This window comes from Pseudomonas sp. MWU12-2029 (assembly GCF_023242425.1).
Taxonomy (GTDB): domain Bacteria; phylum Pseudomonadota; class Gammaproteobacteria; order Pseudomonadales; family Pseudomonadaceae; genus Aquipseudomonas; species Aquipseudomonas kribbensis.
In genome coordinates, this window is sequence record NZ_JALJDY010000003.1 from 321193 (window position 1) to 346000 (window position 24808).

24 protein-coding genes and 2 pseudogenes are annotated in these 24808 nt (G+C 59.1%); 11 read left to right on the forward strand and 15 right to left on the reverse strand.

Annotation, left to right across the window (positions count from 1 at the left end; genetic code table 11):
- Positions 1–5: 5 nt before the first annotated feature.
- Positions 6–1148, reverse strand: a complete 1143-nt coding sequence (gene potA, locus M5B44_RS09275) for a polyamine ABC transporter ATP-binding protein (RefSeq protein WP_007957110.1) — start codon at positions 1146–1148, stop codon at positions 6–8.
- Positions 1149–1367: 219 nt separating this feature from the next.
- Positions 1368–2129, reverse strand: coding sequence for a gamma-glutamyl-gamma-aminobutyrate hydrolase family protein (locus tag M5B44_RS09280; protein WP_248738935.1), 762 nt, complete (start codon positions 2127–2129; stop codon positions 1368–1370).
- A gap of 282 nt (positions 2130–2411) precedes the next feature.
- On the opposite strand from M5B44_RS09280, the gene M5B44_RS09285 reads away from it, so the two are divergent.
- The 5 genes from M5B44_RS09285 to M5B44_RS09305 all read left to right on the forward strand — a co-directional run bounded on the left by M5B44_RS09285 (position 2412) and on the right by M5B44_RS09305 (position 8832).
- Positions 2412–3788: a glutamine synthetase family protein gene (locus M5B44_RS09285; protein WP_085708652.1), complete on the forward strand. Its 1377-nt coding sequence runs from the start codon at positions 2412–2414 to the stop codon at positions 3786–3788.
- A gap of 78 nt (positions 3789–3866) precedes the next feature.
- Positions 3867–5357: an aldehyde dehydrogenase gene (locus M5B44_RS09290; RefSeq protein WP_248738936.1), complete on the forward strand. Its 1491-nt coding sequence runs from the start codon at positions 3867–3869 to the stop codon at positions 5355–5357.
- A gap of 52 nt (positions 5358–5409) precedes the next feature.
- The gene (locus M5B44_RS09295; RefSeq protein ID WP_085686396.1) at positions 5410–6693 is read left to right on the forward strand and encodes an NAD(P)/FAD-dependent oxidoreductase; all 1284 of its coding nucleotides are present in this window, start codon (positions 5410–5412) and stop codon (positions 6691–6693) included.
- Positions 6694–6898: 205 nt separating this feature from the next.
- Positions 6899–7447 (forward strand): cupin domain-containing protein, encoded by a 549-nt coding sequence (locus tag M5B44_RS09300; protein ID WP_011333561.1) that lies wholly within the window; start codon positions 6899–6901, stop codon positions 7445–7447.
- 329 nt (positions 7448–7776) lie between these two features.
- Positions 7777–8832, forward strand: a complete 1056-nt coding sequence (locus tag M5B44_RS09305; RefSeq protein WP_248738937.1) for a hypothetical protein — start codon at positions 7777–7779, stop codon at positions 8830–8832.
- A 180-nt stretch (positions 8833–9012) separates the two neighbouring features.
- Here M5B44_RS09305 and M5B44_RS09310 read toward each other — a convergent pair whose 3' ends face one another.
- The 4 genes and pseudogenes from M5B44_RS09310 to M5B44_RS09325 form a co-directional block, all read right to left on the reverse strand.
- Positions 9013–9564, reverse strand: a complete 552-nt coding sequence (locus M5B44_RS09310; protein WP_248738938.1) for a hypothetical protein — start codon at positions 9562–9564, stop codon at positions 9013–9015.
- Positions 9565–9697: 133 nt separating this feature from the next.
- Positions 9698–9844 (reverse strand): annotated as a pseudogene (locus M5B44_RS09315) (fructose-bisphosphate aldolase); the annotation flags it as partial.
- 76 nt (positions 9845–9920) lie between these two features.
- Positions 9921–10283, reverse strand: a complete 363-nt coding sequence (locus M5B44_RS09320; RefSeq protein ID WP_248738939.1) for a hypothetical protein — start codon at positions 10281–10283, stop codon at positions 9921–9923.
- A gap of 260 nt (positions 10284–10543) precedes the next feature.
- Entirely contained in the window at positions 10544–10825 is a 282-nt protein-coding gene (locus M5B44_RS09325) for a fructose-bisphosphate aldolase (protein WP_248738940.1), read from the reverse strand.
- 590 nt (positions 10826–11415) lie between these two features.
- Between M5B44_RS09325 and M5B44_RS09330 the strand changes: the two genes are divergently transcribed.
- From M5B44_RS09330 to M5B44_RS09345, 4 genes are all read left to right on the forward strand, one after another.
- A complete protein-coding gene (locus M5B44_RS09330; protein WP_248738941.1) occupies positions 11416–11841 on the forward strand; it encodes a hypothetical protein in 426 nt (141 codons plus the stop codon).
- A 200-nt stretch (positions 11842–12041) separates the two neighbouring features.
- Positions 12042–12431: a hypothetical protein gene (locus M5B44_RS09335; protein ID WP_085708647.1), complete on the forward strand. Its 390-nt coding sequence runs from the start codon at positions 12042–12044 to the stop codon at positions 12429–12431.
- A 15-nt stretch (positions 12432–12446) separates the two neighbouring features.
- Positions 12447–12869, forward strand: a complete 423-nt coding sequence (locus tag M5B44_RS09340) for an HD domain-containing protein (RefSeq protein ID WP_248738942.1) — start codon at positions 12447–12449, stop codon at positions 12867–12869.
- Positions 12870–12897: 28 nt separating this feature from the next.
- Positions 12898–13917 (forward strand): AbrB family transcriptional regulator, encoded by a 1020-nt coding sequence (locus M5B44_RS09345; RefSeq protein ID WP_248738943.1) that lies wholly within the window; start codon positions 12898–12900, stop codon positions 13915–13917.
- A gap of 361 nt (positions 13918–14278) precedes the next feature.
- Here the strand turns inward: M5B44_RS09345 and M5B44_RS09350 are convergent, their stop codons facing one another.
- A complete protein-coding gene (locus M5B44_RS09350; protein WP_248738944.1) occupies positions 14279–15055 on the reverse strand; it encodes an NAD(P)H-dependent oxidoreductase in 777 nt (258 codons plus the stop codon).
- Between the two features lie 84 nt (positions 15056–15139).
- Here M5B44_RS09350 and M5B44_RS09355 point away from each other — a divergent pair.
- Together M5B44_RS09355 and M5B44_RS09360 are read left to right on the forward strand one after the other, a co-directional pair.
- Positions 15140–16033: pseudogene (locus tag M5B44_RS09355) on the forward strand (LysR family transcriptional regulator).
- A 248-nt stretch (positions 16034–16281) separates the two neighbouring features.
- Positions 16282–17067, forward strand: a complete 786-nt coding sequence (locus M5B44_RS09360) for a DeoR/GlpR family DNA-binding transcription regulator (protein ID WP_085708644.1) — start codon at positions 16282–16284, stop codon at positions 17065–17067.
- A 95-nt stretch (positions 17068–17162) separates the two neighbouring features.
- Here the strand turns inward: M5B44_RS09360 and M5B44_RS09365 are convergent, their stop codons facing one another.
- From M5B44_RS09365 to M5B44_RS09400, 8 genes are all read right to left on the reverse strand, one after another.
- Positions 17163–18446, reverse strand: a complete 1284-nt coding sequence (locus tag M5B44_RS09365; protein WP_114882248.1) for an NAD(P)/FAD-dependent oxidoreductase — start codon at positions 18444–18446, stop codon at positions 17163–17165.
- Positions 18447–18479: 33 nt separating this feature from the next.
- The gene (locus tag M5B44_RS09370) at positions 18480–19844 is read right to left on the reverse strand and encodes a glutamine synthetase family protein (RefSeq protein WP_248738945.1); all 1365 of its coding nucleotides are present in this window, start codon (positions 19842–19844) and stop codon (positions 18480–18482) included.
- 423 nt (positions 19845–20267) lie between these two features.
- Positions 20268–21614, reverse strand: a complete 1347-nt coding sequence (chrA, locus tag M5B44_RS09375) for a chromate efflux transporter (RefSeq protein WP_248738946.1) — start codon at positions 21612–21614, stop codon at positions 20268–20270.
- 71 nt (positions 21615–21685) lie between these two features.
- Positions 21686–22147: a molybdopterin synthase catalytic subunit MoaE gene (moaE, locus tag M5B44_RS09380; protein WP_102717759.1), complete on the reverse strand. Its 462-nt coding sequence runs from the start codon at positions 22145–22147 to the stop codon at positions 21686–21688.
- A 3-nt stretch (positions 22148–22150) separates the two neighbouring features.
- Positions 22151–22402, reverse strand: a complete 252-nt coding sequence (locus M5B44_RS09385; protein WP_248738947.1) for a MoaD/ThiS family protein — start codon at positions 22400–22402, stop codon at positions 22151–22153.
- Positions 22399–22884, reverse strand: coding sequence for a cyclic pyranopterin monophosphate synthase MoaC (moaC, locus tag M5B44_RS09390; protein ID WP_039770876.1), 486 nt, complete (start codon positions 22882–22884; stop codon positions 22399–22401). The genes M5B44_RS09385 and moaC overlap by 4 nt, the downstream gene beginning before the upstream one ends.
- Positions 22881–23723: a formate dehydrogenase accessory sulfurtransferase FdhD gene (fdhD, locus tag M5B44_RS09395; protein WP_248738948.1), complete on the reverse strand. Its 843-nt coding sequence runs from the start codon at positions 23721–23723 to the stop codon at positions 22881–22883. The genes moaC and fdhD overlap by 4 nt, the downstream gene beginning before the upstream one ends.
- Before the next feature lie 108 nt (positions 23724–23831).
- Positions 23832–24731, reverse strand: coding sequence for a LysR family transcriptional regulator (locus M5B44_RS09400; RefSeq protein ID WP_248738949.1), 900 nt, complete (start codon positions 24729–24731; stop codon positions 23832–23834).
- Between the last annotated feature and the right edge of the window lie 77 nt (positions 24732–24808).

Consider the following 24808-nt stretch of genomic DNA (forward strand, 5'->3'; position numbering starts at 1 on the left):
GGTTCTCATGAGCGCAGTACCACGCCGCTGTCGTCTTCCCACCAGACGTAGACCTTGTCGTCCCAGGTCGGACGCGCGCCACGGCGTTCGGCGTTGGCCATGAACGACTGGACGATCTTGCCGCTCGGCAATTCGACGTAGAACACCGAGTGGCCGCCGAGATAGGCGATGTCATGCACCTTGCCTTCGGACCAGTTGTAGCGGGTCTCCGGCTTGATCGTGCTGACCAGCATTTTTTCCGGGCGGATCGCGTAGGTGATCGACTTGTCCTGCACCGAGGTGCTGACGCCATGACCGACGTAGATCTTTTGCTGCAAGTCCGGGCTGTGAATGATCGCGTGACCTTCGAGGTCCTCGACCACAGTGCCGTCGAAGGCGTTCACGTTGCCGATGAATTCGCAGACCATGCGGCTGACCGGTGCCTCATAGATGTCGACCGGGCTGCCGATCTGGGCGATCCAGCCCAGGTGCATGATCGCGATGCGCTCGGCCATGGTCATGGCCTCTTCCTGGTCGTGGGTCACCATCACGCAGGTCACGCCGACGCGCTCGATGATCTCCACCAGTTCCAGCTGCATCTGCGAACGCAGTTTTTTATCCAGTGCGCCCATCGGTTCGTCGAGCAGCAACAGCTTCGGACGCTTGGCCAGGGAGCGGGCGAGGGCCACGCGCTGACGCTGACCGCCGGACAGTTGATGCGGGCGGCGCTTGGCGTATTGGGTCATGTGGACGAGGCGCAGCATCTCTTCGACACGGGCGTCGATTTCGCTGGCCGGCAAACGGTCCTGCTTGAGGCCGAAGGCGATGTTCTGCGCGACCGTCATGTGCGGGAACAGGGCGTAGGACTGGAACATCATGTTGATCGGCCGCTCGTACGGCGGCATGTCGGTGATGTCGACACCGTCGAGCAGAATGCGTCCTTCAGTCGGCCGTTCGAAACCGGCGAGCATGCGCAGCAGGGTCGATTTGCCCGAGCCGGAGCCGCCGAGCAGGGCGAAGATTTCGCCCTGATGGATCTCCAGGGACACATCGTCCACCGCAGTGGTTTCGTCGAACTTCTTGGTGACTCGATCTACTTTCACCAGAACCTTTTTCGGTTGCTGATGACCTTCAAGAGCCTTCCTGTAAGTGCTGGAGGCGTTTGCCATGTGAAACTCCCAACAGGTTTCAGTCGCCGGGCCAACGCGGCCTGGCTTAAGAGTGGATTGCAGACCCGCACCGTGCGGGTTGTTCGGCGCCGCCGTCCTGGCTGCCGGGTGGTGCTTTTTGTTTTCGCGGTGTGTTGCTGATCGCGGATGACGGATGCGCAAGCGCGCAGCCGCCGACCCCGCGGGGGCAGTAAATGGTTTTGCAATCGTTGGGTGGCGTCAGCGCTGGTTGCGTCGCGCCGCACGCTGGCGGCAGGCCTCGCCGAACGCCTGGAAATTCCGCAGGTAGTTCGGGTTGTCCAGCACCTGCCATTCCGGGTGCCATTGCACGCCGAGGGCGAAGGTCGGGCTGTGCTCCACCGAGACCGCCTCGATCAGGCCGTCCGGCGCCACGGCTTCGGCGCGCAGGCCGGGAGCGAGGCGGTCGATGCCCTGACTGTGAATCGAGTTGACCTGGAATTCACCCGGCAGCTCCAGCGCTTCGAACACGCCGCCGGGCAGTACCGACACGGCATGAGCCGGGGCGTATTGCACGGCGACATCCGGGCTGTCGGCTTCGCGGTGATCGAGCATGCCCGGCAGCTCATGCACCTTCTGGTGCAGGCTGCCGCCGAACGCCACGTTCATTTCCTGGAAACCCCGGCAGATGCCGAGTACCGGAACGCCCGCCGCGATGGCTGCACGCAATAGAGGAAGGGTGGTGGCATCCCGTGCCGGATCGTGATCCGTGCCGGGAGCGCTGGCCGGGCCCTGATAGTGGAAAGGTTCCACGTTGGACGGCGAGCCGGTCAGCAACAGACCGTCGAGCTGACCCAGCAGGTCTTCGATTTCAGTCAGTTTGCCAAGGGAAGGAATGACGACGGGCAACCCCAGCGCCGCAACGCTGACAGCGCGAACGTACTTGTCGCCGCTGATGTGATAGGGGTGCAGGCCAATCTGTTTGACGCACGCAGTAACGCCGATCAATGGCTTGAATGCCATTTTTATTCACCTCGAAGTTTGACACTTGAACGAGCTTTTCCGGAGCTTAGCCTCGTTGATTTTAATTAACAACTCCCATGTAAAAAATTCTAAACGCCGTTCATCAAATCTTCATCAAGACCGGGGCTCTGGCGCCTGCGTTGGCACGAGAGTGTTAAAAAAAGCCCGAAAAATAAACGCTGAACGGCCATGTGTTCGCTATTGACTTCACTTTGCCGTTCGGGTTGACTGGCTCCGCGAAACAGCAGTGAACATAATAATTAACAGCTAAATAGGTGCATCATGTCGGTCCCTCTGCGTGCCGTTCAACTCAACGAAGCAAACGCATTCCTTAAGAAACATCCTGAGGTTTTGTACGTCGACCTTCTGATTGCAGACATGAACGGTGTGGTGCGCGGCAAGCGCATCGAGCGCACCAGTCTTCATAAGGTTTACGAGAAAGGCATCAACTTGCCGGCCTCGCTTTTCGCCCTCGACATCAATGGCTCCACGGTGGAAAGCACTGGTCTGGGCCTGGACATCGGCGACGCCGACCGTATCTGCTACCCGATTCCGGGCACCCTGAGCATCGAGCCCTGGCAGAAGCGTCCGACCGCTCAACTGCTGATGACCATGCACGAACTGGAAGGCGAGCCGTTCTTCGCCGACCCGCGTGAAGTGCTGGCCAACGTGGTGCGTAAATTCGACGAACTGGGCCTGACCATCTGCGCCGCGTTCGAACTCGAGTTCTACCTGATCGACCAGGACAACGTGAACGGCCGTCCGCAATCGCCACGTTCGCCGGTTTCGGGCAAGCGTCCGGTGTCGACTCAGGTTTATCTGATCGACGATCTCGACGAATACGTCGACTGTCTGCAAGACATCCTCGAAGGCGCGAAAGAGCAGGGCATCCCGGCCGACGCCATCGTCAAGGAAAGCGCCCCGGCGCAGTTCGAAGTCAACCTGCACCATGTTTCCGATCCTGTTAAGGCGTGCGACTACGCCGTCCTGCTCAAGCGTCTGGTGAAAAACATCGCCTACGACCACGAAATGGACACCACCTTCATGGCCAAGCCGTATCCGGGCCAGGCGGGCAACGGTCTGCACGTGCACATTTCGATTCTGGACAAGGAAGGCAACAACATCTTCGCCAGCGAGGATCCCGAGCAGAACGCCGCGCTGCGCCACGCGATCGGCGGTGTGCTGGAGACCCTGCCTGCGCAAATGGCGTTCCTGTGCCCGAACGTCAACTCGTACCGCCGCTTCGGCGCGCAGTTCTACGTGCCGAACTCGCCGAGCTGGGGCATCGACAACCGCACCGTGGCCGTCCGCGTGCCGACCGGTTCGGCAGACGCCGTGCGCATCGAGCACCGTGTCGCCGGTGCCGACGCCAACCCGTACCTGCTGATGGCTTCCGTTCTGGCCGGTATTCACCACGGCCTGACCAACCAGATCGAGCCGGGCGCCCCGGTCGAAGGCAACAGCTACGAGCAGAACGAACAGAGCCTGCCGAACAACCTGCGCGACGCCCTGCGTGAGCTGGACGACAGCGAAGTCATGGCCCGGTACATCGACCCGATGTACATCGACGTGTTCGTCGCGTGCAAGGAAAGCGAGCTGGCCGAGTTCGAGAACTCGATCTCTGACCTTGAGTACAACTGGTATCTGCATACCGTCTGACGCTCAAGCGTTTACCTCGCAAGCACCGCCGCTCCCATCTGAGCGGCGGTCACCTCTTTCTCTGTGTGAGTCACCCCCATGACCATGACCCGCAACGACTGGGAACAACGCTTCCAGTCCCTGACCCTCGAATCCCGCGCCTTCATCAACGGCGAATATCGCCCGGCGATCAGCGGCGACACTTTCGAATGCCTGAGCCCCGTCGATGGCCGTTTCCTGGCCTCCGTCGCCAGCACCGATGAAGCCGACGCCAACCTCGCCGTCGAAGTCGCGCGCCAGTCCTTCAATTCCGGCGTGTGGGCGAACAAGGCCCCGGCCGAGCGCAAGCGCATTCTGATTCGCTTCGCCGACCTGATCCTGCAGCACCAGGAAGAACTGGCGCTGCTCGAAACCCTCGACATGGGCAAACCGATCAGCGACTCGATGAGCATCGACATCCCGGCGACCGCCAACGCGATCCGCTGGAGCGCCGAGGCCATCGACAAGATCTACGACGAAGTCGCCGCCACCCCGCACGATCAACTCGGTCTGGTCACCCGCGAGCCGTCCGGCGTAGTCGCGGCCATCGTGCCGTGGAACTTCCCGCTGATCATGGCCAGCTGGAAATTCGCCCCGGCGCTGGCGGCGGGTAACTCGTTCATCCTCAAACCTTCGGAAAAGTCGCCGCTGACCGCGATCCGCATCGCTCAGCTGGCGCTGGACGCGGGCATTCCCAAAGGCGTGTTCAACGTCCTGCCAGGCTTCGGCCACACCGTCGGCAAGGCGCTGGCGCTGCACATGGACGTCGACGTGCTGGCCTTCACCGGCTCCACGGCGATTGCCAAGCAACTGATGATTTATGCCGGCCAAAGCAACATGAAACGCGTCTGGCTCGAAGCAGGGGGCAAGAGCCCGAACGTGGTGTTTGCCGACGCACCGGACTTGCGCGCGGCAGCACAAGCGGCGGCCGGCGCCATTGCGTTCAACCAGGGCGAGGTCTGCACCGCGGGCTCGCGCCTGCTGGTGGAACGTTCGATCCGCGAGCAATTCATCCCGCTGCTGGTGGAAGCGCTGCAAGCGTGGAAACCGGGGCACGCCCTCGATCCGGCCACCACCGTCGGCGCCGTGGTCGATCAGCGTCAACTGGACAACGTGCTGCGCTACATCAGCATCGGCCGGGAGCAGGGCGCTGAGCTGATCGCCGGCGGCCATCGCACCCTCGAAGAAACCGGTGGCACCTACATCGAACCGACGATTTTCGACGGCGTGACCAACGCCATGACCATCGCCAAGGAAGAAATCTTCGGCCCGGTGCTGTCGCTGATCACCTTCGACACCGTTGAAGAAGCGCTGCACATCGCCAACGACAGCATCTTCGGCCTCGCCGCCGGGGTCTGGACCAGCAACCTGAGCAAGGCCCACACCTTCGCCCGTGGCCTGCGCGCCGGCAGCGTGTGGGTCAACCAGTACGACGGCGGCGACATGACCGCACCGTTCGGTGGCTTCAAGCAGTCGGGCAACGGTCGCGACAAATCGCTGCATGCGTTCGACAAGTACACCGAGCTGAAAGCGACCTGGATCAAGCTCTGACTCTTTTACAGCGGTGGTCGCCTGCAACCGGCGACCCTCGGAGAATAAAAAAATGAAACAACAACACGTGAACAGCTACTACGCCGCCACCCGCAACGAAGTGATCGATTTTCCGGTCCTCGAAGAGTCGGTGGAGTGCGATGTCTGCATCATCGGCGCCGGCTACACCGGCCTGTCTTCGGCGCTGTTCCTGAGCGAAGCCGGCTACAAGGTGACGGTGCTGGAAGCGGCGAAAGTCGGCTACGGCGCCAGCGGTCGCAACGGCGGTCAACTGGTCAACTCCTACAGCCGCGACGTCGACGTGATCGAAGAGCGCTACGGCGACAAGACCGCCGAAATCCTCGGCAGCATGATCTTCGAAGGCGCCGACATCATCCGTTCGCGCATCAAGGAATACGACATCAAATGCGACTACCGCCCGGGCGGTATCTTCGCAGCGATGAACAACAAGCAGCTCAAGGGCCTCGCCGAACAAAAACGTAGCTGGGAACGTTACGGCAATAAAAACCTGAAGATGCTCGACGCTGCGGACATCCGCCGCGAAGTCGGTTCCGACGCCTACGTCGGCGGCCTGCTGGACATGCAGGGCGGCCACATTCACCCGCTGAACCTGGCCCTCGGTGAAGCTGCGGCCATCGTGCGTCTGGGTGGCAAGATCTACGAGCAATCCGCTGCGGTGGAAATCAAGTACGGCGAGCCCAACGTCGTGCGCACCGCCAAAGGCCAGGTCCGCGCCAAGTACCTGCTGATCGCCGGCAACGCCTACTTGCCACAAGGCCTCGACAACCGCGTGACGGCCAAGAGCATGCCGTGCGGCTCGCAGATCTGCGTCACCGAACCGCTGACAGAAAAGCAGGCCCGCAGCCTGATCACCAACAATTACTGCGTCGAAGACTGCAACTACCTGCTCGACTACTACCGCCTCACCGCCGACAACCGTCTGCTCTACGGCGGCGGCGTGGTCTACGGCGCCCGTGAACCGGACGACATCGAAACCCTGATCCGCCCGAAGATCCTCAAGACCTTCCCGCAACTCAAGGACGTGAAAATCGACTACCGCTGGACCGGCAACTTCCTGCTGACCATGTCGCGCATGCCGCAATTCGGCCGCATCGAGAAAAACGCCTACTACATGCAGGGCTACAGCGGCCACGGCGTCACTTGCTCGCACCTGGCCGGCAAACTGATCTCGGAAATGATCCGTGGCGACGCCGAACGCTTCGACGCCTTCGCCTCGCTGCCACACATGCCGATGATCGGCGGCCGTACCTTCTCGGCCCCGCTGACCGCCCTCGGCGCGGTGTATTACTCGCTGCGCGACCGTTTCGGCATCTGATTTACCTCGCCGGCGGCGCCCCCGAAAAGGGCGCTGCCGGCTTTTTCATGTGCCGTCCATCGAACCTGCTGAGCAACACCGACAAACGTGATTTAATAGCCGCCTTTCACGGTTCCGGGACACGGGAGCAACGTGATCCGCGCGCCTTGCGCGGCACCCGCCACCCACCCCCATTACCCTTAAGTCGTTCTCACATAAGGCTGTCATGGATACGGGTTCTCGACTCAAACTAGTACGCGAAAGCTACAAACTCTCCCAGCGCGAGCTGGCCCGGCGTAGCGGCGTGACCAATGCCACCATCTCCCTGATCGAACAGAATCGTGTCAGTCCTTCCGTCAGCTCACTGAAAAAGCTGCTCGAAGGCATCCCGATGTCCCTGGCCGACTTCTTCACCTTCGACCAGCCCCCCCGCGAACACCAATACGTCTTCCGCGCCAACGAACAACCCGACCTCGGCCGCCACGGCCTGCGCCTGCTGCTCATCGGCGCCTCGGTCCCCAGCCGCCAGATGCGCCTGCTGCGCGAGCAATACGCACCGGGCGCGAGTTCCGGGGAAGAGCCGATCGTTCACGCGGAAGGCGAGGAGTGTGGGTTGGTGACGCGCGGCACGGTCGAGTTGACGGTGGACGGGCAGGTGAGCGTGTTGAGTGCGGGGGACGGGTATTATTTTCCGACGACGCTGCCGCACAAGTTCCGGAATATCGGGGCGGATGAGGCGGAGATTATCAGTGCGAATACGCCGGCGAATTTCTGAGTTTGATTTTTCACGGCGCTTTCGAGTGATCTAAAAAAACCGCAGAAGTGCGGTTTTTTTTGTCCCTGATTTTCAGTACCCCGTTTCGGTTCATGTGATAAATTTGGCGATGTCCATATGCCATCATTTAGGGCGAGAGCGAAGATAATCGCTAAGGCTCGCGATAAAGGCGCGTGATTTATTGCCCTCGTTGCTGCGGCTTCCACGTGTAAGGTCTTGAGAAAGTGGACGTGGCGATTGATTGAAATGAAAGCGACGAAAACCTTCTTCACGGGTTTTCGGATTGTTGAATCAGTGGGTTTTGATTGAATTTGTAATTGGGGTGAGTCTTGCTTGGGAAAATTGCTGGTTTGTTAGGGATCGTGAGTAAAGACAGATCAACTCCAGCTGTCATACTTAATACAAGGCGACTCAATCGTTTCTCGAAAGGTTTGTTGTGTTTTTCTTTTTTTCTGACGTTGATGGCCTATTCGCTCTGGATTTATCCAGTATTTGAAGAAGTCGATATCACAAACTCGGCAGTGGTGGGTGTTGTGACCTCGAAGGAGTATCAATCGATCACGAATGGGCAGTTTGAAAAGCTCGCTTCTTATAATGAAGGGTTTTTAAGTGAAAATGATTTTGTAAGGTATGACCTTCATGGGGTTCAGGGTTTTAAAGGTGTGGTTGTAAAGTTTGACCTTAATCTTGTTCCTGTGTCGGGAGAAAGGTCTGGAGGAGGACATAAATACAAGTATGAGAGTGCTTACAGGTTGAGTTTGAATTTTGTTCACCTGGTTGTGTTTTTGATCATTGAAGCCTGTATTTTGTTGTTTGGCTGGTACTTTCTTCTCTGGAAGCCGCCTGCGGCGCAGATTGAGTTTGAAGAAGATGTGTTAAGGAACTTTTTTGCTTTTGAAACAGGTGAAAACGCCTCCGGCAACTTGAGTGTAGAAGAACGTATAGAGTTGCTTCTTCGGAGATTTCATCGTTTCGCGAAAGACTTGAGTGTACGCAAGCGTAATCGTCCGGCACTTCTGGTGGAGGATGAGTACGATGTTCAGTATCTGGTTTTCGCATTGTTGAGAATGTATTTTTCAAATGTCAAATCAGAGGACATCGCGCCAAACGTCCTGGGTGGAGGGTCAAGGGTAGACTTCTCGATTCCCGATGAGGAACTGGTGGTAGAAGTCAAAATGGCACGAGCGAGTATGACTGATCGCTCTCTTGGTGATGAGTTGATTCTTGATATCGCCAGGTATCAGTCGCACACGGCGTGCAAGACAATTATATTTTTTGTGTATGACCCGGACGGCCATATAAGAAATCCGGCTGCCTTGAAAAAGGAGTTTTGCGCGGCTTCGGATAAGTTGAAAGTCATTGTCGTGTTTGCTCCAGATTACTAAGTCTGCTTTGCAAGTGAAAAGGTGACAGATTTATTTATGTGAATCTGTCACCTTCAAATGTTCTACCCAGGAACATCAAACCCTCGTTGCTCTATGACTCGGAACACATCACTTACGTCCTGCACCAACTTGAAAAGGTGACAGATTTATTTTTGCTGGGCGTGATTTCAGGAGTTGGTTTTATGGGAGGTGGCGGGGTTGGTTGTTTTCCCATAGTTCTTCGACCTCAATAAGGCAGCACTTGCGATCGAGCGATACTTTTCGTAGGCCAGTAATTATTCTCAGATACGATTCGTGTGTGGTTATTTCTTTTATCGTTTCTTTTGAGTGAGTGTCTTCGAATATGTGGTGGGTGTTTTTATATTTTCTCTTTATACCTTTCCACAATCCTGAGTCGATTGGTGGGTGTAAGCACTCGCGAACATTAATGCGTCCTCCGTCTCCAATGTAGCAATAGGTTTTCAAGTAAATGTTTATTATTTTTGCCGCCCACCCAAATTGATGTTTGAGTTTTTCGCAAGTCGTTGTCAGAGTGAATAATGTTTCTTTGTGCCAGTTTTCGAATTCTTCACGGGTTATTGGGCCGCGGGATTTGTCGAGGATGTCGGAGAAGTCAATTTTCTTGAGAATGCCATATACATCAACTCGGCTTTTTATGGGAGAGCCGCTTCGAAGTGCTGAAAGTACAGTCCATTCTGCGTAGCTTTTGATTATTTTGTCGCGTGCTAGCATAGCAGTTCTCCTCAGTTGTTTTTTTGTCTGGACGGGAGCTTTATGACCATAATGTCGCTCAGCTGGCCACTATATGATCAAAAAAGACCAAAAGGTGACAGGTTTATTTTATGAATCTGTCACCGTCAAATTTTTAACCTAAAACACTAACCCCTCGTTGCTCTATCACTCGAAGCACATCACTCACGTCCTGAACCAAGATTCTAGCGATGGGGGTGACTGTGTTGATGTCGTGTTCGGCGTGGTCGGGGAAGTGGACGCAGGCCATGAGGTCGAGAAAAAGTGGTCGAGAAAAGGTGACAGATTTATTTGTATGGTGTTTTGTAGATCTGTCACCTTTAAGTTTCGTACTTTAACTACCATGTAAGGCTTTTGTTCTTGGCTTCAAAATTTTTCTTATACATCATCCATATAGTGCTGTAATTACACATGTCAATTTTCTCGCAGTAGTCATGAATTACTGCGTTCATTATTTTTCGATCAGTGGCTTTAGTCGCTTCTTTGAAGGAGTCAAGGTTCTTCTTTTCCATCATGCGAAGAGTGCTTTCCTGACACATGTCGATTTTTTCGCAGTAGTCCTTCCTCACCGTTGCGGTGATGGAATCAACGACCTGTTGTTTCTGTGCTTCTGAACCGTCGAAATCCATCGGATTGAGAATTGTCGCGGCGGTGCAAGAAAATGAGCTGAAGAGTGTGAGAATGAAGAGCAATTTTTTCATGGAGATATCCTTTCCTCGTCTACTGTTGCCGTGATTGTCGCTGATCAGGATCGAAGATCCTCAGTACACCGATCAATTGCCGGATGTCAGAGTGCCACTAAGTTTTTGTCAGTGGAAGACGTTGAGACCAAAGTCGCTAGCCGGCGGAGCCTCAGCCGATTTTGCGACTGAGTTTTCTACTCCGACCCATCCAAAGGACAAAAAAACGGCGATATCGCGGTTTTTTATGGCTTCAAAGGGGGGGGGGTAGAACGCCTGGATCAGGATTCAATTGCTCGTTGCCCAATTACTCGAAATACGTCCCTCACGTCCTGCACCAGGATTCTTGCGATCGTGGTGATGGTGCTGATGTCGTGTTCGGAATGGTCGGGGAGGCTGGTGCACGCCATGAGATCTAAATACTTGAGGACTGCCTCGAGGCGTTCGGATGCGCAGGCATGTAGGTCACTCAAGGGGGCTTCGGCATTAATCAGCAGGACAGGGTGATCCGAAGCCGGATAGGACATGTCAACGCAGTGGTAGAGCGATTTTTTGTTCGTCATGGTGCTAATCCTTTTAATGAGAAGAATTGCCACCGTCCTGCTGCGAAACAAAATGGGTGGCAGCTATGCGCGGGTTCGCAGACCGGAGGATTAACACCAAGACCCGGCAGACCCGAAGGTCTCCCACGCACAACCGCCATAAAATTTGCGCAGCCGGGAGTCGGCCGTGCCAGACGGAACAGGGTGTCAATCTTAAGGGCTGCGAAACCCTATCGCCAAATTCGTTCAGCGACAGACCCACTCTAGGCACCGCTCCCCACCGTCGCAATCAGCCTGTAGGACGCGAAATAGCCACGACTGGCCAGCGATTTTGCTCTAGTTCGGCTGCTCAGCAGGCGTAAATCAAGGGCTACAGAGTGTCAGAGGAAAATGACTTTCCGGGTTTAGGCCTGCTTCGCCGCCCAGCGGGAGCAAGCTCCCTCGCCACGGGTGGTGATTTCCTACGGGGTTTTCAGATTTCGATTTTCAAGCGCTCTTTTTCGTCTTGGAACTTTCCCCAAAACCGATGTCAATTTGATGGCGTGTCGCGACGCTCATTCATCGGCTCAAGCAGTGCCAGGCTGGTTCCTGGTCAACCATGGAAGTGTGTGATGAGACTATTACTCGCAATGTTGTTGATGTTGAGCGGCTATAGCTTTGCCAGTTGCGGCAACATTGATGACCACGATCAGCGTGCCTATTGCAATGCAAGGGAGAGCGGCAGCAGCTGCGGCAACATCGATAATCACGATCTGCGGGCGGCGTGTAATGCGGAGATGGGCGGCAGTTCCTGCGGCAACATTGACGACCATGACCAGCGCGCCTACTGCAACGCCAAAAAGAGCGGCAGCAGTTGCGGCAACATCGATGATCATGACCTGCGTGCACGGTGCAACGCAGAGCAGGGTGGCAGTTCCTGCGGCAATATCGATGACCACGACCAGCGTGCCTACTGCAATGCCACGACGGGCGGCAGTAGTTGCGGGAATATCGACAACCATGATTTGCGCGCGCGGTGTGAGGCGATGAAACGCTGATCCATCGGCCAACGCCAAATGCAAAAAGGGACACCCAACGGTGTCCCTTTTTTGTTGGCGCCTGAAACGGATTTCCCGGACCACCCAGTCAATCTTTTCACTTGCCACAACCCGGCTCATCGCCAAAGGTTTCCCCCATCCGCACCACGTCGTAGACTGCGAAACAAGTTGTAACGCCTCTCCCACGGACGGAACCGCGCATGATTCAGATCGGCCATCGCAACAACGCCCCCACGCCGCAGCACAAGACCCAGGATATCTACATCTTCAGCATCGACCTGTCCCGACCAGCGACACCGTTCTGTTTCGAGCAATCGATTGGCGGCGGGCATGTGGAGCAGGGCGGTGCGCGGTGGCTGGCGCTGGATGAGCTGGATGGCTGGCCCGGGGAGTGGCGCGAGCATTTGAAGAAGGCCAATTGCGCCTGGGTGGCGGAGTTGCTGGACGCGCATCCGGGGGAGAGTCAGGCTGATCTGGTTTCGCTGATTCTCCAGCGCTACGCCGAGCCGGCGCAGCCGACCGGGCGTTTGCAGGCGATCGGGCGCTGGTTCAAGCGTCATTTCTATATTGGCGGCCGGTACGGCGTCTGACCCGAGGAAACGCCCATGACTCAGACTCTGGAACGCGCCATCGCCATTGCCGCCACGGCTCACGCCGGGCAGGTGGACAAGGGTGGTGCACCGTACATTTTGCATCCGCTGAAAGTCATGCTGCGCATGAGCAGCCTGGAAGAACGCATCGTCGCGGTGCTGCACGATGTGGTCGAAGACTGCGGCATCAGCCTGGAGGATTTGCGCAAGGAAGGCTTCAGCGAAGAGGTTTTGTCGGCTATCGAATCGGTCACCAAAGTGCCCGGCGAATCCTACGAGGACTTCGTCGAGCGTGCGGCGCAGAACCCGATCGGGCGGGTGGTGAAACTCGCGGATCTGGAGGAGAACAGCGACCTGTCGCGGATTGCCTCGCCGAGCTGGGAGGATCTGGGGCGGATCGAAAAGTATCGGCGGGCGATTGGACGGTTGCGCGCCTGACGTCATTTGAATAGCCAGGAAGGCGACCATGAAATCCATTCTGTGTTTGTTAATTGCTGCCGGATTCGGCGCGCTATTGCAGTTCGAGGGCGTGCCCCACGGGTTGCTGCTGGGCTCGATCCTTGTCACCGCTCTTGCCGCTACCAAATTCAGTTTTGCACCCAGGACCCCTTATGGCTTGGGTTATATCCAGGTCACGCTGGGCATCGCCACCGGACTGATGTTCGAAGCGTGGGACAGTGCGACCGTCTCGACAATGCTGCCAAGCCTCGGCCTGTTGCTGCTGTGCCTGACAGTGCAAGTGGCGCTGTCCGCCTGGTGGCTGGCGCGCGGGGCAGGGTGGAATCGCACCGATGCCTTGCTGGCGGTGTATCCCGGGGCGCTGGCGGCGGTATTTGATTTGCTGGAATCGCATCAGGCATCGAGCAAGGTGATCATCGTGCACCTGATGCGTTTGCTGCTGATCACGGTGTTGGTGAGTTTGCTGATTCCCGGTCAGGCAGCGGTCGCGGTGGCCGAGGTCGATCCGTTGTCCACGGGCATGGCGTTGACCGTGTTCTCGTTGATCATTTCGAGCGTGGTGGTCGGGCGATTGCTGCTGGCGATTGGCGTACCGGCGCCGTTCATGTTGACCGCAATCATCCTCACCGCCGTGTTCCTGAAATCAGGATGGCTGCACGGCTTTCACATGCCGGACTGGAGCCTGAATCTGGCGGCGCTGATTCTCGGGGTGCGGATCGGATCACGGTTCCAGGGCCTTGGTCTCGCGGAACTCGGACGTCATGGCCGCACGGCACTGGTGTCGGTGGGTTTGATGATTCTGGTCGCAGCGGGATTCGCCGAAGTGGCGGCGCGATTGCTGGGCAGTGATGCGTTGTCGCTGTGGCTGGCCTACATGCCGGGGGCCATTGAGACGATTGCCATCGTGGCGTTTGGTGGCGGGTTGAACGTGGTGTTTATCCTGACTCACCATCTGGTGCGGATGGTGCTGCTGCACTTTGCGCCGGCGTTGTTGGTGCAGGTGCGTAGAGGGCGGGAAGAGGTTTGATTTGTGCGTCGTTCACTTATTTGTGTCTTGAGGTAGGTCATGGGGTCATGGGTTCGGTGCAAATGTGATGAGCTGGTTCACAAAAACTGGTTTTGCGGGACGGGTGTATCTCTGGTGGCTTCAGAGGATGCGCTTGATCTGCCGGATGGAAATGCAATGTCCGCCCATCAGCTCGTCGACAAGCTGTTTGCAGAGTCCGACATGCTTCTCAGGTGCTGGCATTGCGCTCGGATCATTTTGTTGAACGAGCGGGGCGGGGAGTTTGATATCAGGTTTTTCGCCCCCGAGCCTGATTGATCGGCGGTGCCCTGCTACTAAATCTGGGCTGCTGTGCAGCCCAGCGAAAGCAGGTCGAGCAACACTAGAGGATGTGCGTCGCGAATCCCTCGAGTCCCGGCGCAATCCCGTCCTTTAACGTCAGCGCCGGAATCTCATAGTCCCCGCCATTCTGCCGTCGAAACCCGATCGGCCGGGTACTCCACAACTCATCCAGTCTCAGCCCCAGTTCTTCACACGTCCGGGCAAACCGCGCCTCATCCATTTTCCCCGTGCGATACACCACAAACGGCGGCAGCACTTCGAATCCGGGGTAGTAGAGCATCCCGTGATGAATCGGGAACAACAGATCATCGATCGGCCCGTTGATCCCGCGCTGACTGTAATGCGATTCCCAGCCGCCGGCTGTGACCATCAACATCGCCCGTTTACCTTTCAATGTCCCTTCGCCATAACGATCGCCCCAGCGGGCGTCAGAATGTTCGCCGACGCCGTAGGCAAATCCGTAGGCGTACACGCGCTCGACCCAGCCCTTGAGGATCGCCGGCATGGAAAACCACCAGAGCGGAAATTGCAGCATCAAGGTATCGGCCCACAGCAATTTTGCCTGTTCGGCGGCGATGTCAGTGGCTTGCCGGCCTTGTTCGAACGCGAGTTTCGAGTCGAGGGAGGCATCGAATGGCCGACTGTTGTCACGACCGGGGCTGTCGTCTGCGTCGAGGCTGGCTTTCCAGTTCATCGCGTAGAGGTCGGAAACCTGCACGCTGTGGCCGGCGGCTTCCAGGTGCTGGACGGTGAAGTCTTTCAATGCGCCGTTTAGCGATTGCGGTTCGGGGTGGGCGTAGACCAGTAGCACATTCATGGTGAGGCTCCGTTGCTGAGTGACAGCAGGATCGGCGCTCGACAGGTATATTGGAAATGAATGTCTGATATGTCTGGTATAGCCATGAATAATTTACGTCGCCTGGATATCAACCTGCTGCTGACCCTCGACGTGCTGCTGTCGGAGCACAACGTCACCCGCGCCGCGCAGCGGCTGAACCTGTCGCAGCCGTCGGTGAGTGTGCATCTGGCCAAATTGCGCGACATCTTTGGCGATCCGCTGTTGCTGCCCGGCCCACGGGGCATGCGCCCGACAGCACGGGCCGATGAGTTGCGCGAGCCGTTGCGCGAGGCACTGGAAGCACTGTAGCGGGCGGTGGCGCCGGCCTGTGCGTTCGACCCGGCACAGGCAACGAATACCTGGAAAGTTGCGGCATCGGACTACGGCGAATCGACCGTTATCCTGTCGGCGCTGGCCGGATTACGTACGCAAGCACCGGGTTCGCGCCTGGCGGTGCTCGATCTGTCGCCGCAGCATCTGGTGAAGCAGGCGGAGCAGGGCGTGATCGATCTGGCGCTGCACACCAGCGAAGATTCGCCATTGGAGCTGCATCGACGGGCGCTGTTCAGCGAGCGCTATGTGATGGCGGGACGGGTGGGGCATCCGGGGTTGCAGCGCAAACTGACGCGCGAGCAATTCTGCGAGCTTGAGCATGTGCTGGTGTCGCCGGAGGGCGGAGGTTTTTTCGGGGTGACGGACAAGGCGCTGGCGGAGGTGGGGCTGAGCAGGAAAGTCGTGCTGTCGGTGCCGCACTTTCTGCTGCTGATGTCGGTGTTGGCGAGTACCGATCTGGTGGCGATGTTGCCGTCGCGGCTGGTGCGCGACCATTCAGCTCTGCAAGTGGTTGAACCGCCGCTGACGGTGCCGGGTTACGAGATGGCGATGCTCTGGGCCGAGCGCTCGCATCGGGATCCGGCTCACAAATGGTTTCGCGAACATCTGGTGGCGTCCGTGTGAATCATGCATGCCCCAGGGCAATCGCAAACGACACGACGATCATGCACGCAAACGCAAAATTGAGATTCATGAGTTGTTCATCCTGAGCCTTGTTTAAGTGGTGCCATTGTGAACAGGCTGAAAGCAAAGAAAAAATTCGGCTTCATGATTTCAAAGATCGAAACAATTGATATCAGCCGGTTTGTGTTTGGCAGATGCATTGGTTAGACTCGCCAAACCTGCAACTACAAGCACAAACAGGCAAAACCATGCACGATCATTCCGCTTCCGAGCTTCCCTCCCTGCGTCGGCAGAAAATCCTGCTGATCCTCGAACGTGACGGCAAGGTCATGGCGTCCGAGTTGAGCCAGCACTTTGCGGTGTCCGAAGACACCATCCGTCGCGATCTGGCGGAGCTGGACAATGCCGGGCTGGTGCAGCGGGTGCATGGCGGGGCGCTGCCGCGACCGAAGGACACTGGCAAGGATTACTTCACGCGGATCAGTGAAACCGACGAGGTGAAAACCAGCCTTGCGCAGCTCGCAGCGGGGCGAGTGAAGGACGGTCAGATCGTGCTGTTTGATTCCGGCACCACCACCTTGCAGATCGCCCGTTCGTTGCCCTCGGATATCTCGATCACAGCCGTGACCACATCACCGATGACGGCGATCACCCTGGCGGAATACAAGGGGATCAAGGTGATTCTGGCGGGCGGGCAGTTGAATCTGGCGACAATGTCGGTCAGTGGCCACGAGACGGTGCGACTGCTGCAAAGCATCAAGGCTGACCTGTTGTTCACCGGGGTGTGTGCGATTCATCCGGAGGTGGGGTTGAGTTCGCTGTATTTCGATGAAGTGCCGGTGAAGCAGGCGTTGTTCGACAGTGCGGCACAAGTGATTGCCGTGACCACCGCCGACAAGCTGGGGGCGGTGGAGCCGTTTGTGGTGGCGCCGTGCAGCCGGGTGCATACGTTGATTACCGAGCGGCATCTGGCGTCGGGCAGTGCCGAGGATTATCGGCGGTTGGGGATTGAGGTTGAACAGCTGCAGGATTGAGATTTTGTGGTGAGGTTAAAGGCCTCTTCGCCAGCAGGCTGGCTCCCACAGTAGATCGTGTGGGAGCAAGTCTGCTGGCGATGGGGCCCGTTCAATCAGCGCAGTTTTTCCAGCATCTGGTAGTACCACATGCCCGCCGCCAGCATCGGATTCCCCAGCAGATCCCCCATCGGCACGCGAATGTGCGAGCACGCGGCAAACGTGTCGAACTGCTGCATCTGCCCGGTGATCGCCCGGCTCATGATTTCGCCCATGATGTGGGTCGTGGCGATGCCGTGCCCGGAGTAGCCCTGGCAATACCAGACGTTGTCCGAGAGCTTGCCCAGTTGCGGGATGCGGTTGATGACGATGCCCATCGCGCAGCTCCACTGGTAGTCGATCTTCACCCCTTTGAGCGCCGGGAAGGTCTGCTCGATGCACGGCCGTAGTTCGCCGGCGATGTCCCGTGAATCCTTGCCGCTGTAGTTGGCACCGCCGCCGAACAGCAGGCGGCCGTCGGCGGTGAGGCGGTAGTAGTCGAGGACGAAGCGGCAGTCGTAAACGGCGAGGTCTTCGGGGTTGATCTGCCGGGCCAGATCCCCCAGCGGTTCGGTGGTGACGATGCCGCCCATGGCCGGGAAGATCTTGCCCTTGAGCTGGCCCGGTTCGAGTTTGTGATAGACATCGCCGGCCAGCAGCACCTGATTGGCGTCGATCCGGCCATGGGCCGTGCGCACGCCCGGGCTGTCACCGTGAATGATCTCCAGTACTTCGCTGTTTTCGAAAATCAGCGCGCCGAGGCTTTCCGCCGCCCGCGCCTCGCCGATGCACAGGTTGAGCGGGTGCAGGTGCATGTTGCGGGTGTTCTTGATTGCGCCGTGATAGAGGTCGCTTTGCAGCAGGTCGCGCACCTGGCTGCGGTCGAGCAGGCTGACTTCATCGCCCATGCCGCGACGCACGGCTTCGTCGTAATCGCTGCGCAAACCGGCCATGTGGCTCGGCTTGTAGGCCGCGTGCAAGTGGCCGTGTTTCAGGTCGCACTCGATCCCGTATTTTTCGACGCGCTGTTTGATGATTTCGTGGCCGCGCCAGCGCAGGTGCCAGATGAAATCGTCGACCTCATCGCCCAAGGTGTTGCGCATCTGCTTGCGCATCGCACCATCGCCGGACAGGCTGCCGGTCACCTGTCCGCCATTGCGCCCGGTGGCGCCCCAGCCGATCTTGTGGCTTTCGACGATGGCGACTTTCAGGCCTTTCTCGGCGAGTTCCACTGCAGTGGCGACGCCGGTGAAACCGCCGCCGATGATCACCACATCGACCTTGTGCCGGCCTTGCAGGGTCGGGTAGTCGGTGTCGCGGTTGAGGGTGGCGGTGTAGTAGGAATTGCTGCGTTCAGTCATGTCGGTATCCAAGGCAAAAAGAGGAAAAGAGGATCAGGCTTCGGTCAGGTACCAGCGCCAGTCCTGCTCACCCACTTCGGCCATGAACTGCCGGTATTCCGCACGCTTCACTGCCAGATACACCCCAAGAAATTCCTGTCCCAGCGCATCCCGCGCCCACACCGATTTTTCCAGCGCCGTGAGCGAGGTCAGCCAGTCCGTCGGTAGCAGTTCCTTCGCCTGCGCATAACCGTTGCCTTCAACCGGCTCGCCCGGATCGATGTCTTCTTTTATCCCGCGATGAATGCCCGCGAGAATCGCCGCAGCCGCCAGATACGGGTTGGCATCGGCGCCGCAGATGCGGTGTTCGATGTGCCGGGTGTTGGCCGGGCCGCCGGGCACGCGCAGGCTGACGGTGCGGTTGTCGACGCCCCAGGTCGGCGCCAGTGGCGCATAGCTGTTGGCCTGAAAGCGGCGGTAGGAGTTGGCGTTCGGACAGAACAGCAGCAGCGAGTCCAGCAACGACGCGAGCATCCCGCCAATCGCCGTGCGCAGCAGCGGGGTGCCGGCCGGGTCTTCGGAGGCAAACAGATTGCGCCCCTCGGCATCGGCGAGGCTGACGTGCATGTGCATGCCGGTGCCGGCCAGGTGATCGAACGGCTTGGCCATGAACGTCGCCTGCATCCCGTGCTTGTGCGCCACGGCTTTGACCAGCCGTTTGTAGCGCACCGCTTGATCCATTGCCTCCAGCGCATCGCCGTGTTCGAGGGTGATTTCCACCTGGCCCGGCGCGTATTCCGAGATCGCAGTACGCGCCGGAATGCCGTGCAGTTTGCAGGCGCTGTAGAGGTCGGCGAGGAACGGTTCGATCTGCTCCAGCTCACGCAAACCGTAGACCTGGGTGTGCCTCGGTCGACCGCCGTCGGCATCCAGCGCCGGTTGCGGGCGACCGTTGTGATCGCGTTTGGCGTCGAGCAGATAGAACTCCAGCTCGCAGGCCATCACCGGGTGATAACCCTCGGTCTTGAGGGCGTCGATGACCTTGATCAGCAGGTGACGCGGGTCGGCAATGCTCGCCGGCATGCCTTGTTCCGGGTGCATGCTGACCTGCACCGCCGCGGTCGGAATCTGCCGCCACGGCAGACGCACCAGACTGCCTTCCAGCGGGTAGGCGCGGCAGTCGATGTCGCCGACGTCCCACACCAGACCGGAGTTCTCCACGTCCTCGCCGTGCACGGTCAGGCCGAGGATGGTGCTCGGCAGCGGGCGGCCGCTTTCGTACACGGCGAGCAGTTCTTCGCGGTGCAACAGCTTGCCGCGGGGCACGCCGTTGGCGTCGAGGATGAACAGCTCGATCATGTCGATGTCGGGGTTCTGATCCAGAAAATGGCGGGCGTCTTCAATGGCTGCGAATATCATAATCAATCACTCACGATGGCGCCGCACAGGCGCGCAGATTCGGGCCGGACGCAGCTCGGCAAAAGGCGCGGGCGTCCTGGCAGGGATATCGAAAAAAGAGGGGGAGCTGTCGCGATTTTTAGCGGCGCGATCAGACGGGCAGGCAGATATCCGGCGGGCGTGCGGAGTGACGCAGCTTGGAACGGCTCAGGGCCATGGGGAGATTGACGATGCGATTCATGCGCGGCCCCTGTGAAGGAGGGCGCACAGTGCAGAGACGTTCAACGATTCTGATTGTTGTAGTGACGTGCTCATGACGCGTGTTTCCGTTGGCGGAAAACGTCGGCGGCGGGAGTGTCCCGCCATGCCGGTGTGGCTGGATAGTAAGGGGGAAGTCCGGGATAAGTAAACGCCTGATTCCGATGCGGGCGGCAAGCCACCGGCTCAGCGCAGCATATGAAACCCCAGCCCGACGAGGGCGCAAACGATCAACACCTCGATCACGCCGCGCTTGAAAACAAACAACCCGAGGGTAGCGGCGAGGGCGAGCAACAGCGCAAAAAAGTCAGGCTGTGCGGCAAAACCCTTGGGCCAGAACACGTGGTAAGCAAAGAAACACGCCAGATTCAGGATCACCCCGACCACCGCCGCCGTGATTGCCGTCAGCGGTGCGGTGAACTTCAGCTCGTTGTGCGTAGACTCCACCAGCGGCCCACCGGCGAGGATGAACAGGAACGAAGGCAGGAAGGTGAACCAGGTCACCAGCGTCGCGGCCAGCGCACCGGCGGCAAACGCGTGCTCCGGGCCGAACGTCGGTTGCACGTAAGCGCCGACAAACCCGACAAACGCCACCACCATGATCAGCGGCCCCGGCGTGGTTTCGCCCAGGGCCAGGCCGTCGATCATCTGCGTCGGTGTCAGCCAGCCGTAATGCCCGACCGCGCCTTGATACACATAGGGCAGCACCGCGTAAGCGCCGCCGAAGGTGAGCAGCGCCGCTTTGGTGAAGAACCAGCCCATCTGGGTGAAGGTGCCGTCCCAGCCGAACAATGCTGTCAGCAGCGCCATCGGCAGGCACCACAGCAACGCGCCGATCAGTACCAGACGCAACAGCCTCGGCAGGCTGAGCCGCGCATGTTCGGGTGGTGGGGTGTCGTCATCGATCAGCGCCGGGCCGAAGGACTTTTCGCTGCCGCGATGACCGCCATTGTTGAACCGCTGCGGCGCCCAGCGTCCGCCGAAGTACCCGATCAATGCCGCACCGAGCACGATCAGCGGGAATGGCACGTTGAAGGCAAAAATCGCCACGAACGCCGCTCCGGCAATTGCCCACAACCAGCCATTTTTCAAGGCCCGGGAGCCGATGCGATGGGCCGCGTGCAGCACAATCGCGGTCACCGCCGGTTTGATTCCGTAAAACACCCCGGCCACCACCGGTACGTCGCCAAATGCGATGTACACCCAGGACAGGGCAATCAGGATCAGCAGCGAAGGCAGCACAAACAACGCCCCGGCCAGCACGCCGCCACGGGTTCGGTGCAGCAGCCAGCCGATATAGGTAGCCAGTTGCTGGGCCTCGGGGCCGGGCAGCAACATGCAGTAGTTGAGCGCATGCAGGAAGCGCCGCTCGGAAATCCAGCGCCGGCGCTCCACCAGTTCCTGATGCATGATCGCGATCTGCCCGGCGGGGCCGCCGAAGCCGATGCAGCCGAGTTTGAGCCAGAAGGGCCAGGCCTGGCGCAGGCTGACAGGCTGGGGGCGGGGCAAGTCCTCGGGGGGCGTTGTGCTCAAGTGCGGCTCCACGGTCCAATCGGTGCGAGCCGCTATCTAATCAGGCTTTTGTTGCAGCCGACAGTGCTCTGTCAGGCATGCGCCAGACTCCAGCGAAACGCCGCATTCTGATCGCTCTCCCGCGCCTCGACCCAGTGCGAACCCTCAGGCGTGGTCTCACGCTTCCAGAACGGCGCACGGGTCTTCAGCACATCCATGATGAACGCGCAGGCCTCGAACGCCGCATGCCGGTGCTTGCTGCTGACGCCGACAAACACGATCGGCTCGGTCACCGACAGCGCGCCGACCCGATGCACGATCTCCACCGCCAGCAACGGCCAGCGCTCGCGGGCCTGTTCGGCGATCTGCTCCAAGGCCTTTTCGGTCATGCCCGGATAGTGTTCCAGAAACAGCTCCGTCACCGACTGCCCGACGTTCAGATCCCGCACATAACCAATGAAATTCACCACCGCGCCCACCCGTGGGTTGCGCGCATGCAGGTCGGCAATCAACTGACCGGCATCGAAGCCTTTACGCTGGACTCGAACCCCCATCGTTCATCCTCCCGTGACCGGCGGAAAAAACGCGATCTCGTCGAAATCCTTGATCGCCTGATCCGGCTGGCACAACTCCTGGTTCACCGCACACATCAGGTTGCCGGCGCCGAGCACTTCACGCCACAGATCACCCCGGGCCATCAGCATCTGCCGCACATCCTCGACACAGGCGAGGCCGCTGCTGGCCGGAATCTTTTCACCCCCAAGATTGAGCCGGTCACGGTAGCTGGCGAAGTAGTTGATCAGAATCATTGCGGGTTCTCCCATTGAAAGTGCCCGGAGCGGCCGCCCTGTTTGCTCAGCAGGCGGATGTCGCCGATGACCATCGCCCGGTCCACCGCTTTGCACATGTCGTAGATCGTCAGCGCGGCGACGCTGGCGGCGGTCAGGGCTTCGAGCTCGACGCCGGTCTGGCCGGTGAGGCGGCAAGTGCTGGTGATCTGCACGCGGTCCGGTTCGCAGGCCTTGAGTTCGACGTGGATCGAACTGAGCAACAGCGCGTGACACAGCGGAATCAACTCGTGAGTACGCTTGGCCGCCTGAATCCCGGCGATTCGCGCCACGGCGAACACGTCGCCCTTGGGGTGGCCGTTGGACTGGATCATTTGCAGGGTTTCAGGACGCATCTGCACCCAGGCTTGCGCGGTGGCTTCACGGCGGGTCGCAGCTTTGTCACTGACATCGACCATGTTGGCGCGGCCCTGATCGTCGAGGTGGGTGAGGGTGTTGCTCATGCGGTTGGCTCCTGGATCGGGCTGTAGATTCGCGGGGCGTTGCGGTGCGGGACGTGGATCAGGTTCAAGCGGTGTTTGAGCGCCCAACGCACGGTCAATGCGGTGGGCGCGGACAGGCTGACAAGGGTGCCGAGGCGGGCGCGCACGGCTTTGTGAATCAGTTCAAGACTGCAACGGCTGGTGACCACGACGAAGCCCTGACGTGCATCGAGGCCTTTGAATTGCAGGGCGCCGATCAGCTTGTCGAGGGCGTTGTGTCGGCCGATGTCTTCGCGGCACAGCAGCGCTTCGCCAGCGGCGTCGAAGTACAACGCTGCGTGCAGGGCGCCGCTGCTGCGGGCCAGTTGCTGGGCCTGTTCGATGCGTTGGCGGATGCCGTCGAAATGCGCGGCCGGTGGCAACAGTGTCGGGGTCAGAATCTCCAGTTGTGGCAGGGCCTGCTCCAGCGCTTCCACACCGCAGAGGCCGCAACCGCTGGTGCCCGCCATCTGCCGGCGATGATCTTTCAGGGCCCAGAATGCGCGGCTGGAGATCTGCACGTCGGCCTGACAGGCCTGGTCGAAATGGGTCAGGCGGATGTCATGAATATCATCGAGGCTGTCGACGATGGCGTTGCTCAGGCTGAAGCCGCGAATGAAGTCCTCGATGTTGCCCGGCGAGACCATCATCACCGCCTGGTTCAAGCCGTTGTAGCTGATGGCCAATGCAATCTCTGCTGCCAGCGCCGCGTGAGACACCGGCGCGTCGTCGAGGTATTCGCGATAAGCCACTTGCGCCGGTTGTGGCGCGGGGGCGTTGGCATCGCCCGTTTCGATGGTTGGTTCAACCTGGCACAGCATCCTGAAAATCCCCGAAGCGCTGAAGTGGGTTCAGGCTACGGGGCAGGGAAAAGTGCGTCCAATCGCTTGTTCCGATGCAGTGATTGGATTGGTCGATCACTGAAGGCGTTAAACGGCAGGCGCCTCGATCCCGAACATCTTCCGCGCCTCGGCAAAGCACTTCTCGGCAATCGCCGAACGCGGTTCGGTCTTGCGCATCACCAGCCCCAACGGTGCGAGCACGCTGGCGTCCGGCAAATTGATGAAGGCCAGGTGTTCGATCGGTTCTTCCAGACCGCTGTCCAGCGGCATGATCGAGCAGCAGAAACCCTGGTGAATCGCCTGCAACAGTTGATAGGTCGAATCGCTTTCCATGATCGGCTGCGGATTCAAGCTGCGACTGCGGAAACTCAAATCGATGGATTTTCGGTAATGCATGCCGGTGGTGATCATTCCCAGCGGCAGTTCGGCGGCGTCTTCCCAGCTCATTTCCGGGCCTTCGAAATGGAAGTGGCGGGTGTCGTAAAGCAGGCCGACGCGGGTTTCGCCGATCTCGAAGAACTCGAAATAGTTCGGGTTGACGTGGTCCAGATAACACACGCCCAGGTCCAGCTGATTGTTGCCCAGACCCTCGATGATCTCGTCCGAACTCAGGGACGACAGGCTGTATTTCAGCTCGGGAAATATCCCCGACAAACCCTGAATGTAATTGACCGGATTGAAGTTGCTCAGCGGCACCAGCCCCAGGCGCAGGCTGCCGACCAGTTGCCCGCGGCAGGCAGCGGCTTCGGCGAACAATCCGTCGTGGGCGGCCAGCAGGGTTCGGGCCCAGGCCAGTACGCGTTCGCCGGCCTGGGTGAAACCTTCGAAGCGCTGGCCGCGATTGACCAGCACCAGATCCAGCTCGTCTTCCAGATTGCGCAGGCGCATCGACAGGGTCGGCTGGGTGATGTGGCAGCGCGCGGCGGCCTGGCCGAAGTGGCGGGTTTCGTCCAGCGCGATCAGGAACTTGAGTTGTTTGATGTCCACGATGGCACCTGCTCGAAGGGAAATTTGGATTGAGTATTGACGCAGATGCGTACGGCGCACGGAAAGCGCAGGTGGCG

Coding starts and splice junctions, on each gene's coding strand:
- potA (WP_007957110.1), bottom strand. CDS start 1,148: ATGGCAAACGCCTCCAGCACTTACAGGAAGGCTCTTGAAGGTCATCAG.
- M5B44_RS09280 (WP_248738935.1), bottom strand. CDS start 2,129: ATGGCATTCAAGCCATTGATCGGCGTTACTGCGTGCGTCAAACAGATT.
- M5B44_RS09285 (WP_085708652.1), top strand. CDS start 2,412: ATGTCGGTCCCTCTGCGTGCCGTTCAACTCAACGAAGCAAACGCATTC.
- M5B44_RS09290 (WP_248738936.1), top strand. CDS start 3,867: ATGACCATGACCCGCAACGACTGGGAACAACGCTTCCAGTCCCTGACC.
- M5B44_RS09295 (WP_085686396.1), top strand. CDS start 5,410: ATGAAACAACAACACGTGAACAGCTACTACGCCGCCACCCGCAACGAA.
- M5B44_RS09300 (WP_011333561.1), top strand. CDS start 6,899: ATGGATACGGGTTCTCGACTCAAACTAGTACGCGAAAGCTACAAACTC.
- M5B44_RS09310 (WP_248738938.1), bottom strand. CDS start 9,564: ATGCTAGCACGCGACAAAATAATCAAAAGCTACGCAGAATGGACTGTA.
- M5B44_RS09320 (WP_248738939.1), bottom strand. CDS start 10,283: ATGAAAAAATTGCTCTTCATTCTCACACTCTTCAGCTCATTTTCTTGC.
- M5B44_RS09325 (WP_248738940.1), bottom strand. CDS start 10,825: ATGACGAACAAAAAATCGCTCTACCACTGCGTTGACATGTCCTATCCG.
- M5B44_RS09330 (WP_248738941.1), top strand. CDS start 11,416: ATGAGACTATTACTCGCAATGTTGTTGATGTTGAGCGGCTATAGCTTT.
- M5B44_RS09335 (WP_085708647.1), top strand. CDS start 12,042: ATGATTCAGATCGGCCATCGCAACAACGCCCCCACGCCGCAGCACAAG.
- M5B44_RS09340 (WP_248738942.1), top strand. CDS start 12,447: ATGACTCAGACTCTGGAACGCGCCATCGCCATTGCCGCCACGGCTCAC.
- M5B44_RS09345 (WP_248738943.1), top strand. CDS start 12,898: ATGAAATCCATTCTGTGTTTGTTAATTGCTGCCGGATTCGGCGCGCTA.
- M5B44_RS09350 (WP_248738944.1), bottom strand. CDS start 15,055: ATGAATGTGCTACTGGTCTACGCCCACCCCGAACCGCAATCGCTAAAC.
- M5B44_RS09360 (WP_085708644.1), top strand. CDS start 16,282: ATGCACGATCATTCCGCTTCCGAGCTTCCCTCCCTGCGTCGGCAGAAA.
- M5B44_RS09365 (WP_114882248.1), bottom strand. CDS start 18,446: ATGACTGAACGCAGCAATTCCTACTACACCGCCACCCTCAACCGCGAC.
- M5B44_RS09370 (WP_248738945.1), bottom strand. CDS start 19,844: ATGATATTCGCAGCCATTGAAGACGCCCGCCATTTTCTGGATCAGAAC.
- moaE (WP_102717759.1), bottom strand. CDS start 22,147: ATGGGGGTTCGAGTCCAGCGTAAAGGCTTCGATGCCGGTCAGTTGATT.
- M5B44_RS09385 (WP_248738947.1), bottom strand. CDS start 22,402: ATGATTCTGATCAACTACTTCGCCAGCTACCGTGACCGGCTCAATCTT.
- moaC (WP_039770876.1), bottom strand. CDS start 22,884: ATGAGCAACACCCTCACCCACCTCGACGATCAGGGCCGCGCCAACATG.
- fdhD (WP_248738948.1), bottom strand. CDS start 23,723: ATGCTGTGCCAGGTTGAACCAACCATCGAAACGGGCGATGCCAACGCC.